Raw genomic sequence first — 13,312 nt, 5'->3', positions numbered from 1 at the left:
GGGGCGAGAAATGTCCATTTTCGGGCAGGTGTGGCTCTGGAGCCTGCTGGCCTTCATCGTCGGTGCGGTCATCGCTTGGCTGGTGCTGGCACGTCCGGCGCGCAAGCGGGTACGCGAACTGGAAACGGAACTGGCGAGCGCGCACGCCGACACGGCACGCGCCGCGGCCAGTACACCCGCGCGCACCGCGGTGCTGCCGCCCGCGGAGGACTGGACCAGAGACCGCCGCGAGCACGCTCAGACGGAAGTCATCCAGGCGACGAGCGCTTTCGAGCCAGAAGCCGAGTACGACGCCGAGTACCGCACGGCTCCGGAACCGGCGGCTGCCTCCGCAGTGGACACCACGGAATCTCCTGAGGACGACGTCGATGAGGCGTTCGCGCAGGCCGAGGCTCGCGAACACCAAGCGGCGAACGGGCTTTTCGACAGTGCACCGGCTGAGAGCGTTCCGGAGGACTCTGGTTCTGCCTACCGCGCCGCGGCCACCGAGTACCTGCAGCCGGTCGACACCGGTTCGCACCGCATCGCGGAACCGGCCGAGGACCACGACAGCGGCTACCACCGCGTCGCGGAACCGGCGGACGAGCAGGACAGCGGCTATCACCGGATTCCCGAACCGGTGGACGAGCACGACAGCGGCTATCACCGGATTCCGGAACCGGCCGACGTTCCCGCCGCGGACCACGCCGAGCCGGAGAGTCTCGCCGAACAGGAGCCGAGCCGGCAGCTCGCCGAACCGGCCGACGGTCCGTCCTCTTTGGAGCGACGACTCGACCCGGCTCCGGTGGACAGCACCGCTTCGGAGTCCGAGCCGGTCTCGCTGTTCCGTCCGGGCCCGGGTCGTGCGACCGAACCCGAACCGGACTGGTTCAACCAGCCGGACACGGCGCAGCGGTCGCCGTTCGAGGAACCCGCCGAACCGGCCGTCGGCCACCTCGAAGAGGATTCGTCGACCGACCACCTGATCCCGGGCGTCGAGTCCGCCGCTGAGTCCACAGAGGACACCGCGGAAGGCGGCCAGGGCTTGCCGAAGCGACAGCGCCGTGAATCCCCGCGCGGCGGTTTCGACCCGCCGCGGCCGATCCAGCCGTCGATGCGTCCGGTGGAGCGCCGCGAACCGGACCTCGCCGGTGGGCACAGCGGTTCGCTGTTCGAGCCGTCCGTGCAGCCGAACCAGGCCGCGATGGCCGCTCCGGAGCCACCGCCTGCGCGGCAGACCGCGGATGACGTGGTGCCGCCGGGACCGTTCGGCCCGGGTTCGGCGATGCCGCGGCCGGGCGGCGGTCGTCCGGCGGAGGGTTTCACGGTGAAGGCGAGCGTGACGGCGTTGCGGTATTGCGGGGAGGATTCGCCGCAGTTCCCGAAGATGGTGGCTGAGGTCTGGTTCCGCAGTGCCGCCGATGCCGAGCGAGTCGGGTTCCGTCCGCTGCACTGAGTCCACTTGAGACCGAGGCCGCTGCCCCGCTGGGACGGCGGCCTTTGTCGTAGCTGGAATCAGCTGGCAGCCCCAAGGTCCTTGACCGAGATGCCGGTGAGCCGTTCGGCCTCGGCCCACAGCCGGGCCGCCACTGCTTTGTCCCGGCCTGGGCGCGGCAGCTTTGGCGGGGCTGGTCAATCCCCAGCGAGGCCCGTAGCAGCCGCCGCCGTGATGCGCGCCGACTTCACCGGCGTAGTGCGCCGCACCGCCAAGGTGACTGTTCGCGGGCTGCTGGCAGAAGTGTCCACATAAGACAGCGGCCGCCACCCCCGGTTCGGGAAATGGCGGCCGCTGTCTTATGTGGACTAAGCGACAGTCCAGGTGTCCTTGCCTCGCAACAATCCTTGCAGGTCCGGCTTCCGTGTCTCGCGCGCCTGCTCGACCTGGGCCCGCGCGGCGTCGTCGTAGGTGGGGCGTTCGACCTGGCGCAGGATGCCCGTCGGGACGTGGCTCAGGTTCTGGTCGCCGAGGCGGGAAAGCGCGAAGGCGTAGGACGTGTCCGCGATCGACGGATCGTGCACCACGAGGTTTTCCTCGCCGATCTCGGCGACCTTGCCGACGTCCAGGCCGCCCCAGTCGCCGCGGCGGACGCCGAACTCGCCCTCCGGGCCGAAGCGGATCGGCTCGCCCGCGCGGAGCGGGATCAACCGGGAGGCGGCTTCGTCCTTGTCCTTCAACACATCGAACGCGCCGTCGTTGAAGATCGGGCAGTTCTGGTAGATCTCCACCAGCGCCGAACCGCGGTGTTTCGCCGCCGCTTCAAGGACTTCGGTGAGGCCCTTGCGGTCGGAGTCCATCGCGCGGCCCACGAACGACGCCTCCGCGCCAATCGCCAGCGACAGCGGGTTGAACGGCGTGTCCAGCGAACCCATCGGCGTCGACTTGGTGACCATGCCCTGGCCGGACGTCGGCGAGTACTGGCCCTTGGTCAGCCCGTAGACCCGGTTGTTGAACAGCAGGATCTTGATGTTCACGTTGCGCCGCAACGCATGGATCAGGTGGTTGCCGCCGATGGACAGCGCGTCGCCGTCTCCGGTGACGACCCACACCGACAGGTCCGGGCGCGTGGTGGCGAGACCGGTGGCGATCGACGGCGCGCGGCCGTGGATCGAGTGCATGCCGTAGGTGTTGAGGTAGTACGGGAACCGCGACGAGCAGCCGATGCCCGAGATGAAGACGATGTTCTCGCGCTTGAGCCCGAGTGTCGGCAGGAACGACTGCACGGCGTTGAGCACCACGTAGTCGCCGCAGCCGGGACACCAGCGCACTTCCTGGTCGGACTTGTAGTCCTTGGCCTTCTGCGGTTCGTCGGTGGTCGGCACCAGGTCGATGCCGCCCAACTGCGGCAGCCCGAGATCGATGGCGGTCACTTGACGCCCTCCGGAACGAGGTTGGCGATGATGTCGGCGAACACGTTCTGCAGTTCCTCGGCCTTGAACGGCAGGCCGGCGACCTTCGTGTAGGAGTGCACGTCCACCAGGAACTTCGCCCGCAGCAGCAGCGCGAGCTGGCCCAGGTTCATCTCCGGGACCACGACCCGGTCGTAGCGGGCGAGCACCTCGCCGAGGTTGTGCGGCAACGGGTTGAGATGCCGCAGATGCGCCTGCGCGATCGGCATTCCGAGCTTGCGCACGCGGCGGCAGGCCGCGCCGATCGGGCCGTAGGACGAACCCCAGCCCAGCGCCAGCACGCGTGCCTCGCCGGACGGGTCGTCGACCTCCAGGTCCGGCACGTCGATGCCGTCGATCTTCGCCTGGCGCAGCCGCACCATCTTGTCGTGGTTGTCCGGGTCGTAGGAGATGTGCCCGGTGCCGTCGGCCTTCTCCAGCCCGCCGATGCGGTGCTGCAGCCCGGGAGTGCCGGGGATGGCCCACGCCCGCGCGAGCGTCTCCGGGTCGCGCACATACGGCCAGAACTCGCCGGATCCGTTGTCGGAGTTGGGTTCCGACGCGAATTCCACGCGCAGATCCGGCAAGTCCGCGACATTCGGGACCAGCCACGGTTCGGAACCGTTGGCGATCGCGCCGTCGGACAGCAGCAGCACCGGCGTGCGGTACCTCAGCGCGATCCGGGTGGCCTCGATCGCCGCGTCGAAACAGTCGGCGGGCGAGAGCGGCGCGATGATCGGCACCGGCGATTCGCCGTTGCGGCCGAACATCGCCTGCAGCAGGTCGGCCTGCTCGGTCTTGGTCGGAAGGCCGGTGGACGGCCCGCCGCGCTGCACGTCGATGATCACCAGCGGCAGTTCGGTCATCACGCCGAGGCCGATGGTCTCCGACTTGAGCGCGACGCCCGGCCCGGACGTGGACGTGATGCCCAGCGCCCCGCCGTAGGAGGCGCCGAGCGCGGCCCCGATGCCGGCGATCTCGTCCTCGGCCTGGAAGGTGATGATGCCGTAGTTCTTGTGCTTGGACAGCTCGTGCAGCACGTCCGAGGCCGGGGTGATCGGGTACGTGCCGAGCAGGATCTGCAGGCCGGACTGCTGTCCGGCGGCCACGATCCCGTACGCCAGCGCGGTGTTCCCGGTGATCTGCCGGTAGGTGCCCTTGTCCAGCTTGGCGGGCGCGACCTCGAAGGTGGTCGCGAACGATTCAGTGGTCTCGCCGTAGTTCCAGCCTGCCCGGAAGGCAAGGATGTTCGCCTCGGCGATGTCCGGCTTCTTCGCGAACTTCTCGCGCAGGAACCGCTCGGTGCCCTCGGTCGGCCGGTGGTACATCCACGACAGCAGGCCGAGCGCGAACATGTTCTTGCAGCGTTCGGCGTCCTTCTTGCCGAGGCCGGTGTCGGCGAGCGCGCCCTGGGTCAGGGTCGACATGGCGACCCGGTGCACCTGGAACGGCGTCAGCGAATCGTCGTCGAGCGGGTCGGTCTCGTAGCCGACCTTCACCAGGTTCCGCTTGGAGAACTCGTCGGTGTTGAGAATGATCGTCCCGCCGTGCGGGACGTCGCGCACGTTCGCCTTGAGCGCGGCGGGGTTCATCGCGACCAGCACGTCCGGCCGGTCGCCCGGCGTGAGGATGTCGTAGTCGGCGAAATGCACCTGGAAGGACGAGACGCCGGGGATGGTGCCCTGTGGCGCCCGGATCTCGGCCGGGAAGTTGGGCATGGTCGACAGGTCGTTCCCGAACGCCGCGGCCTCCGAGGTGAACCGGTCACCGGTCAGCTGCATCCCGTCACCCGAGTCGCCGGCAAACCGGATGACCACCCGGTCCAGCTTGTTCACCTCGGTGGAGCGGGACGCGGTCAGCGCGCCTTGCCCGTTCCCGGCCGCGCTGCCGTTCGCACTGGTGCTCATGGGTCAGGGAATCCCTCTCTCCCGGCGTGCTGCGGGCCAGGGTCGGCTCCCCGGGGAGCCCGCCGAGGCCTGCTTCCGAGGTTACTCGCCACACCTCTGGCCGCGGTCGGAGAGCGGTCAAGTGTGGGGTGCGCAGACCGAATGCCCGCCGGGGTCCCCTCGATGGTAGGGGGAATCGGGCCGTCGTCCGGAGTGACGCACGTCTCTTGCCGCCCGCAGGGCACTGACCAGCAGTTTGCTCCAGGTTGAGGGTTCCCGGAATGTGGGAATTTGTGCGCGGCCGTGCTCAGCGGCCGCTGATGCGCGCTTTCATCGCCGCCAATCGCTCAGCGAATGCCGGTGCGGCCAGCGATTCCAGCTGCGGAGCAAGCTCGGCGTCGACCGCGGCGGCGTGCTCGGTCAGGCCGCTCGTCTGCCGCATAGTCCGCTTGGTGGACAGCACTACTTCGCGCGGAGCGGCGACCGCCGGGGCGGCGAGGTCGCGGGCGGCCTGGACCAATGCGTCGTGGTCGCCGTCCACAAAGCGCAGCGCGAACCCTGCCTTTACCGCGGATTCCGCGGTAAGGGTTTCGCCGAACAACGCCATCGCGGACGCCTGCTGCGGACCGAGGATGCGTTGCGACATCCAGGTCATGCCGCCGCCGGGGTGCAAACCGAGTTCGAGGAATCGCGGGATGAATTTGGCGTGCGGTCCCACGAGACGGACATCGGCGGCCAGCGCGAGGTTCAGACCAGCGCCGACAGCGGCACCGCCGACCGCTGCGATCGTCGGCAGGGTGCATTCCGCGACAGCGAGGAAGCCCGCGTACACCGAACGCAGTCCTTCGGCGTCGGCCTTGCCGAGCGCGGTGAGATCCGCGCCCGCGCAGAACGCCGGCGGGGCACCAGTAACGATCACGGCGTGCACGCTCTCGTCGGCTTCGGCGCGCGCGACCGCGGCGGCCAGCTCGGCGGAGAGATCGAGGGTGAGTGCGTTGCGGCTTTTCGGGGCGTCGACGGTGAGCAGCGCGACGCCCTGGTCGTGCTCGCTGTGGATGCGGTCGGTCATGGGGTCAGCATCGCAGGGTCGTGCGTGGCGATCACGGTTAGAACCGCGGTTGCCACTCACGACGGCGTCGGCGGCCTCTCCAGCAGCCGGGACAGCACGACGGTGGACACCGTCCGGTCGATAATTTCGAGTCCGCGCAGCCGTTCGAGGGCGGTTTCGAGATGGTGGATGTCGGCGGCGCGCAGGTGCACGATCGCGTCCGCCGCGCCGGACACCGTGTACGCGGCGACGACCTCGGTCAGCGGTTCGAGCCGGGCGCGGATCCGGCCGGGCGTGACGTTGCCCTGGCAGTGCACCTCGACGAACGCCTCGGTCCCCCAGCCGAGCGCCTCCGGGTCGACGACCGCGGTGAAGCCGCGCAGCACGCCCGTTTCCAGCAGCCGGTCCACGCGTCGTTTCACCGCGGGCGCGGACAGCCCGACCACCTTGCCGATCTCCGCGTAGCTGGAGCGCGCGTTGGCCACCAGGCAGGAAACGATTCGCTGGTCGATGGTGTTCACACGCAATGTTTAGCACGTATATGCGCAGTGAACAGCGATTGATTGCGAGATTAGGTTCACCTTAGCCTGGTTGCATGCAGGGAGAGGTTGTGCCGCCGCGGGTGCCCACGCCCCGCCGTTACCTGATGTGCCCGCCGCGTTATTTCGCCGTCGACTACGCGATCAACCCCTGGATGGACCCCTCGAAGCCGGTCAGCGCGGACGTCGCCGTCGCGCAGTGGACCGAGCTGCGCGACACCTATCGCCGCCTCGGCCACACCGTCGAGGAGATCGACCCGCAACCCGGCCTTCCGGACATGGTGTTCGCGGCCAACTCGGGCACCGTCGTGGACGGGCGCGTGCTCGGCTCGCGGTTCCGCGCCCCGCAGCGCGCCGCCGAGGCGGAGCACTTCCGCCGCTGGTTCCTCGAACACGGCTACCGCGACCTGACCATGCCGGAGAAGATCAACGAGGCCGAGGGCGATTTCGCCTGGACCGGCCGGGTGCTGCTGGCCGGCACCGGCTTCCGCACCGACCCGGCCGCGCACGCCGAGGCGCAGGAGGTGCTCGGCGTCCCGGTCGTGTCGCTGCAGCTGATCGACCCGCGCTACTACCACCTGGACACCGCGCTGTTCGTGCTGGCCGAAGCGACCGACACGACGACCGCGCAGGTCGGCTACTACCCGGACGCGTTCTCGCCGGGCTCGCGGCGCGTGCTGCGCCGGATGTTCCCGGACGCCGTCCTCGCCACCGCGGCCGACGCCGAGTGCTTCGGGCTGAACGGGGTGTCCGACGGCCGCAATGTGGTGCTGCCGGTCGAGGCGACGGACCTTGGCGCGCGGCTTGCCGAGCGGGGTTACGAGCCGGTGTATGTGGACATCTCGGAGCTGCGGAAGGCCGGCGGCGGGCCGAAGTGCTGCACGCTGGAGATCCGGAAGTAAGCCGACGCGTACGGATCGATCTTGCGCACCGTGAGGTCGAGATTGGTGTGCGGGTACTCGGTGGCGGTACGGATGGGCCGGGTCGGCGGCTCGTTCGCGAGGGTGCCGGGCAGCCCGGCTACTTCAGTACCCGGCCGAGGAAGCCGTGCAAGTAGCCCGCGACGACGTCGAGATGGCTTTCCAGCAGGAAGTGGCCGCCGTCGATGAGGTGCACTTCGATGTCACCGGCGTCGCGGGCGAAGGCCTCCGCACCGGCCGGGCCGAAGATCTCGTCGCCCCGGCCCCACACGGCGAGCACCGGGACGTCGTGGGTGCGCAGGAATTCGTGCAGCCGCGGGTAAAGCGGGCGGTTGTTCTGGTAGTCGCGGAAGAGCGCGAGCTGGATTTCGTCGTTGCCGGGGCGGGAAACCCGGGCGTGGTCGTGCTCCCAGGTGTCCGGGCTGACCAGGCTCGGGTCGGGGACGCCGTGCAGGTACTGCCAGCGGATGGCGTCGTAGCTCAGTGCGGCGCGGACGGCCGGTTCGGTGTCCGGGCCGGGGTTCGCGCCGTAGGCCCAGAGGCCGGTCCAGAACGAGTCGACGAAGCCCTCCTCGTATCCGTTGCCGTTCTGCGTGACGATCGCGGAGATCCGGCCGGGGTGCTTGAGCGCGAGCCGCCAGGCGATCGGGGCGCCGTAGTCCTGGACGTAAACCGCGTAGCGGTTCAGGCCGAGCTGGTCGAGCAGGCCGGACGTGAGGTCGGCGAGTGCGTCGAAGGTGTAGTCGAACTCGTCGGCCGAAGGAGCGGCGGAGTGGCCGAAGCCCAGGTGGTCCGGCGCGATCACGCGGTAGCGGCCGGCCAGCAGCGGGATGAGGTTCCGGAACATGAACGAGCTGGTCGGGTACCCGTGCAGCAGGACGATCGCGGGGGCGTCGGCGGGACCGGCTTCGCGGTAGAAGAGCTCGTGGCCGTCGACGGCGGTCGTCCGGTGCTGGATCATGACTAACCCCTTTGATGTTTTGATCTGGTTAGGTGCTCGCCATGGAAGCATGGCCGGGTTAACCTGTCAAAGGGTTCGATCTGGTTAGGAGCTTCGATGGACGTGCTCGACCTGCTCAACAGCAGGCCGCTGATCAACGGCGAGGAACGGGACGCGCTGGACAGGCCGTGGGCGCGGGAGCACGGCGGGGACGGAAGCGCTGCGGAGCTGGAGCTGCTGCGCCGGGCGCGAGATCTCCTGCGCGACGTCGTGCGCGGGGGCAGTTCGCCGGTCGTGTTGCGTCCGCTTCTCGACGGGGTGCGGCAGGTTCCGGGAGTCTCCGCGGAAGGGCTGCACTGGTCAGTGGAGGCGCCGCCGCATGCTCGGTTGGCCGTCGAAGCGGTTTTGGACTGGGCGGCGCTCGAAAAGGACCTTCCTGGACGGTTGCGGGCCTGTGCCAACGACGAGTGCCAGCTGTTCCTGCTCGATCGCAGCCGGGCCAATCGCGCGCGCTGGTGTTCGATGGCGGCTTGCGGCAACCGGGAGAAGGCTCGGCGGCACTATCAACGGAATCATTGAATCTTCACCCAAACGTGTGAAGATAGCAGCTGTCTACGAGTGTGGACGTATTCCGATTTTCCTGCGGGAGTGTTTAGTCTGGGCTGGAAATACAGTGTTGACCATGGGATAAGCGCCGGTAGCTACTCCGTTTGCGAATCCGATTAATCGGGTACGGTACTTCGGACGGGAGGCGCGGATGATCACCTTTGCGGTGCACGGCATAGGGAAGCCCCAGCGGGCGCTCGATCCCGGCGAGGACGAGCGGTGGATCACCGTGGAGCAGTTCGACGCGCTCCTGGACGTCGTTTCGGGCAGCGGAGCGCAGCTCACGTTCGACGACGGGAACTCCTCAGATGTCGAGATCGCGTTGCCGCGACTGGTCGAGCGCGGGCTTTACGCCGAGTTCTTCCCGTTGGCCGGCCGGGTCGGCGAGCGCGGGTACGTCGACCGAGGCGGGCTGCGGCAACTGGTGGACGCGGGGATGCACGTCGGGTCGCACGGCTGGGACCGGTTGGACTGGCGGCGGTTCGACGGTTCTTTCGCGGTGCGCCGGGAGCTGGACGAGGCGCCGCGGTTGCTGGAGCAGCTGAGCGGGACGCCGGTGCGGCGGTTTTCGCTGCCGGAGGGCCGATTCGACCGGCGGGTGCTGACGCATTTGCGCGAGGCCGGTGCGACGCGGGTGTACGCGAATGTCGGCGGCGTGCGCGGGGCGGCGCTGGTGCGGTCGCGGACGGAGATCCGGTCGGATCTGAACTCGCGATGGGCCGAGGCAGTGAGCCGCCGGCCGCGTCGATTCCCCGGACGCTGGGCGTCTCGGCCTGGGCGCTAACCCGCCCGCGGCCGGTCCGGGAAGGGCTCGTTCGCGGACTTGGATTCCGGCAGGGGCCCTCGATTCGGGTGAGTCTTCACGGACTGCTTGCTTCGGCGGGAAAAAACACCCTCTTGTGGCGGGTTGTGACCGCCTCCGTTCGGCGGCATCCTGAACGCGCGCCGCCGTAAGGAAAGTTTCCTAATAAACAGGGAGCGTCGATGCGGAAAGTCGTCCTGCTCGCGATTCTGGCGATAGCCGCCGCCGTCCTGCCCACCGCGATCGCTTCCGCGGCGACCACCGCGACGGAAGCGGTTCAGGCGGGCCCCACCGCGGACCAAATTCTCGCCAGGGTGGCGTCCTGCAAACAGATCTCCTCCGGCACATACAAAACCGACGAAGACTCCGGCAGCGCGACCGTCCCGGTCTGCGACGCGGGGAAGGCGGTCTTCTGGAAAGCCGACATGGACATCGACTGCGACGGCCAGCGCACCGCCGAGTGCAACGAGAACACCGACTGCTGTTTCCTCCCCGACACCGCCTTCCCGCAATCCGACGGGAAACCGCTCAATGCCGCCAAGCTGCCCTACCTCGTCGTCCCTGGTTCGAGCAGTATCTGGAACTACGAAAACTCCGGCCTTCGCGGCGGCGGTTCGTGCGCGGTGATCTACCACGGCAAGGTCGAGTACGCGGTCATCGGGGACACCGGGCCGAACAAGATCATCGGTGAGGCGTCGTATGCGACGGCCAAAGATCTCGGCATCAACCCGGACCCGAAGAATGGCGGAGCCGACTCCGGCGTCACCTACGTGTGCTTCAAGGACTCGGCGGTGAATCCGATCGAAGACCACGCCGCGGCCACGAGCACGGGTGAAAAGCTGGCCACTGCGTTCGTCGGCGGACACTGAATTTTTCGAAGCCTCGGAAGGCAATCACTGCCCTTTTCGGATAACCGTGGGCAAATTCCCCTGCCGATACGGCCGGATGGGGTAACCGCCGGGCCGGTGGGCGGCGCAGGGCGGGAATCCGGGCCAGGAACCGGGTTCCCGCCTTGTTATGCGGAACCGGTAACGAAGCCCGTCCGCGCTCCGACCAATGAGCAGCGAGCGGTCGGGCGGAGGTTTCGTTGTGAAGATCAGCGTCTTCGGGCTGGGGTACGTCGGGTGCGTGTCCGCGGCTTGCCTGGCGGGACAAGGCCACGAGGTCGTCGGAGTGGACGTCAATCCGGCGAAGGTGGATCTCGTGAGGGCCGGCAAGGCCCCGGTGGTCGAGGAACGGATCGGGGAGCTGACCGCGGAGGTGGTCGCGTCCGGTGCGTTGCGGGCGACCACCGAGGTGGCCGAAGCGATCCTCGCGACGGACGTTTCCCTGGTGTGCGTCGGTACGCCGTCCGCGCCCAACGGGAGTCTTTCCACCGAGTACCTGCAGCGCGTCGCCGAGGAGATCGGTGCTGCGTTAAAAGAACGAAAAGCATTGGGCGACAACGAGTCTCGGCACACAGTGGTGTTCCGGAGCACGATGCTGCCCGGCACCTGTCTCGGGTTGCTCGTGCCGATCTTGGAAAAGCACAGCGGCGGTACCGCGGGGGTCGACTTCGGTGTCGCGGTGAACCCGGAATTCCTGCGCGAGGGCACCAGCGTCCGCGACTTCTTCCAGCCGCCGAAAACGGTGATCGGCGAGTTCGATCCGGGCAGCGGCGACGTCGTGGCGAAGCTGTACCAGGGGCTGCCCGGCGACGTGTTCCGCGTGCCGATCCCGGTCGCGGAGATGACGAAGTACGCGGACAACGCTTTCCACGGCGTGAAGATCGGTTTCGCGAACGAACTCGGCGCGATCTGCCGTGCGCTCGGGCTCGATTCGCACCAGGTGATGGATGTGTTCCTGGCCGATCGCAAGCTCAACATCAGCCCGGCGTACCTGCGGCCCGGGTTCGCGTTCGGCGGCTCGTGCCTGCCGAAGGACCTGCGCGGGCTGGTCCACGCCGCGCGGCAGGCGGACGTCTCGGTGCCGTTGCTCGCCCACGTGCTGCCGTCGAATGCCGAACATCTCCACCGCGCCTTCGAACTGGTCGCGCGAACCGGGAAACGCAAGGTCGGGCTGTTCGGGCTGTCGTTCAAACCGGGCACCGACGACCTGCGCGAGAGTCCGCTGGTCGAACTCGCGGAACGGTTGCTCGGCAAGGGATACGACCTCAAGATCCACGACGCCAACGTCAGCCTGTCGCGGCTGATGGGGGCCAACCGCGAGTACATCGAAAGCCGCCTGCCGCACCTCGGCCAGCTGCTCGCCGGGTCGGTGCGGGAGGTACTCGACCACGCCGAGGTGTGCTTGATCGGCACCTCGGACCCGGAGGTGCTGGCCGCTCTGCCGCACGGCAGCGGGCCGGTGCTGGTCGATCTGGTCCGCGTCCCGGACGCCGCGGCGCGCCGGGCGGAAGAGGGGTACGTCGGCCTTGCCTGGTGAAGGCTTTTCCGAAAACGAAATCCTGCGGAACCGGATCGCGCTGATTCTCGTGGAGAATCTGTCGGTGCCGTTCGACCGGCGCGTGTGGCAGGAATGCCAGACGCTGCGCGACGCCGGGATGACGGTGCACGTGATTTGCCCGCAGGGCACGAAACGGGACACCGAAGCCGAGGTCGTGCTCGACGGCGTGCATATCCACCGGTATCCGCTGCGGGCGGCGACCGGCGGGCCCGCCGGGTACGCGCGCGAGTACGGATCCGCGCTGTGGCACACGGTCCGGCTCGCCCGCAAGATCGGCCGGGTCGATGTCGTGCACGCCTGCAACCCGCCGGATCTGCTCTTTCTCGTCGCCCGGATGCTGCGAAGACGGGGCGCGAAGGTCATTTTCGATCAGCACGACCTGGTGCCGGAACTGTATTTGTCGCGCTTCGACCGCGGGCAGGATTTCCTTTACCGCGGAGTTTGTGCGTTGGAACGCTCCACGTATCGCGCCGCGGATGTCGTGCTCTCCACCAACGAGAGCTACCGGCAGGTCGCGCGGATCCGCGGCGGCAAGCGGCCCGAGGACGTGTTCGTGGTCCGCAGCGCGCCGGTCGTGGAGCGGTTCCACGAGGTGCCGGTGGAGCCGGAACTCAAGCGCGGCAAGCCGAATCTGCTGTGCTACCTCGGCGTGATGGGTCCGCAGGACGGCGTGGACTACGCTCTGCGCGCGCTCGCTTCCCTGCGCGACGAGGTGGGCCGCGACGACTGGCACGCGGTGTTCGTCGGCGCGGGCGACACGTTCGACGAGATGGTCGCCTTGTCGCATCGGCTCGGATTGTCCGGACAGGTGGAATTCACCGGCCGGGTGCCGGACGAGGATCTGCTGCGGTATTTGTCCGCGGCCGACGTGTGCCTTTCGCCGGATCCGCTCAACCCGCTCAACGACGTGTCGACGATGAACAAGGTCATGGAGTACATGGCCATGGGCAAACCGATGGTGTCGTTCGAATTGCGCGAGGCGCGGGTGTCGGCGGGCGAGGCGGCGCTGTACGCCCCGGCCAACGACGTCGCGGAGTTCGCGAAGCTCGTCGCCGTGCTTCTGGACGACCCGGAGCAGCGGGAACGCATGGGCGAGTGCGGCAAGCAGCGCGTGCGCGGACCGCTCGCCTGGGGCAATTCCCAGGCGGCGTTGATCAAGGCGTACGAGCGTGCGCTGGGTTGAGCTGGGTCGCGTTTCGAACAAGGTTCGGCCGGATGGTGTAACCAACCGGTGCGGTGCCGCGACGGGGTCAATGACCCG

At 68.3% G+C, this 13,312-nt stretch carries 12 protein-coding genes; 7 read left to right on the top strand and 5 right to left on the bottom strand.

The annotated features are described in order from the left end of the window. The first annotated feature begins 10 nt into the window (after window positions 1-10). Window positions 11-1,435, top strand: coding sequence for a sunset domain-containing protein (locus BM362_RS01025; protein WP_093571914.1), 1,425 nt, complete (start codon window positions 11-13; stop codon window positions 1,433-1,435). Between the two features lie 347 nt (window positions 1,436-1,782). Here BM362_RS01025 and BM362_RS01020 read toward each other — a convergent pair whose 3' ends face one another. The 4 genes from BM362_RS01020 to BM362_RS01005 all read right to left on the bottom strand — a co-directional run bounded on the left by BM362_RS01020 (window position 1,783) and on the right by BM362_RS01005 (window position 6,320). Further along, the gene (locus BM362_RS01020; protein ID WP_093571913.1) at window positions 1,783-2,847 is read right to left on the bottom strand and encodes a 2-oxoacid:ferredoxin oxidoreductase subunit beta; all 1,065 of its coding nucleotides are present in this window, start codon (window positions 2,845-2,847) and stop codon (window positions 1,783-1,785) included. Next, on the bottom strand, window positions 2,844-4,772 hold the full coding sequence (locus BM362_RS01015) for a 2-oxoacid:acceptor oxidoreductase subunit alpha (protein WP_067590212.1): 1,929 nt from the start codon (window positions 4,770-4,772) through the stop codon (window positions 2,844-2,846). Before BM362_RS01015 ends, BM362_RS01020 begins: the two co-directional genes overlap by 4 nt. Window positions 4,773-5,058: 286 nt before the next feature. Next, complete coding sequence (locus tag BM362_RS01010; RefSeq protein WP_093571912.1) at window positions 5,059-5,820, bottom strand: enoyl-CoA hydratase; 762 nt, start codon at window positions 5,818-5,820, stop codon at window positions 5,059-5,061. 56 nt (window positions 5,821-5,876) lie between these two features. After that, window positions 5,877-6,320 (bottom strand): Lrp/AsnC family transcriptional regulator, encoded by a 444-nt coding sequence (locus tag BM362_RS01005; RefSeq protein WP_037712217.1) that lies wholly within the window; start codon window positions 6,318-6,320, stop codon window positions 5,877-5,879. A 74-nt stretch (window positions 6,321-6,394) separates the two neighbouring features. On the opposite strand from BM362_RS01005, the gene ddaH reads away from it, so the two are divergent. Continuing rightward, window positions 6,395-7,240, top strand: coding sequence for a dimethylargininase (ddaH, locus tag BM362_RS01000; RefSeq protein ID WP_093571911.1), 846 nt, complete (start codon window positions 6,395-6,397; stop codon window positions 7,238-7,240). A 118-nt stretch (window positions 7,241-7,358) separates the two neighbouring features. Here the strand turns inward: ddaH and BM362_RS00995 are convergent, their stop codons facing one another. Continuing rightward, a complete protein-coding gene (locus BM362_RS00995) occupies window positions 7,359-8,219 on the bottom strand; it encodes an alpha/beta fold hydrolase (protein ID WP_208865085.1) in 861 nt (286 codons plus the stop codon). 96 nt (window positions 8,220-8,315) lie between these two features. Between BM362_RS00995 and BM362_RS00990 the strand changes: the two genes are divergently transcribed. The 5 genes from BM362_RS00990 (at window position 8,316) to BM362_RS00970 (ending at window position 13,234) form a co-directional block, all read left to right on the top strand. Beyond that, window positions 8,316-8,777 (top strand): CGNR zinc finger domain-containing protein, encoded by a 462-nt coding sequence (locus BM362_RS00990; protein ID WP_067590221.1) that lies wholly within the window; start codon window positions 8,316-8,318, stop codon window positions 8,775-8,777. A 178-nt stretch (window positions 8,778-8,955) separates the two neighbouring features. Beyond that, window positions 8,956-9,588 (top strand): polysaccharide deacetylase family protein, encoded by a 633-nt coding sequence (locus tag BM362_RS00985; RefSeq protein WP_067590224.1) that lies wholly within the window; start codon window positions 8,956-8,958, stop codon window positions 9,586-9,588. 200 nt (window positions 9,589-9,788) lie between these two features. After that, window positions 9,789-10,475: a glycoside hydrolase family 75 protein gene (locus tag BM362_RS00980; protein ID WP_067590227.1), complete on the top strand. Its 687-nt coding sequence runs from the start codon at window positions 9,789-9,791 to the stop codon at window positions 10,473-10,475. Window positions 10,476-10,695: 220 nt separating this feature from the next. Next, a complete protein-coding gene (locus tag BM362_RS00975) occupies window positions 10,696-12,030 on the top strand; it encodes a nucleotide sugar dehydrogenase (RefSeq protein WP_067590334.1) in 1,335 nt (444 codons plus the stop codon). Window positions 12,031-12,112: 82 nt separating this feature from the next. After that, window positions 12,113-13,234 (top strand): glycosyltransferase family 4 protein, encoded by a 1,122-nt coding sequence (locus BM362_RS00970; RefSeq protein WP_244287070.1) that lies wholly within the window; start codon window positions 12,113-12,115, stop codon window positions 13,232-13,234. Window positions 13,235-13,312 lie beyond the last annotated feature (78 nt).

The organism is Amycolatopsis rubida (genome assembly GCF_900115345.1).
Taxonomy (GTDB): Bacteria; Actinomycetota; Actinomycetes; order Mycobacteriales; family Pseudonocardiaceae; genus Amycolatopsis; species Amycolatopsis rubida.
This window is presented reverse-complemented; position numbering and strand designations above follow the sequence as displayed.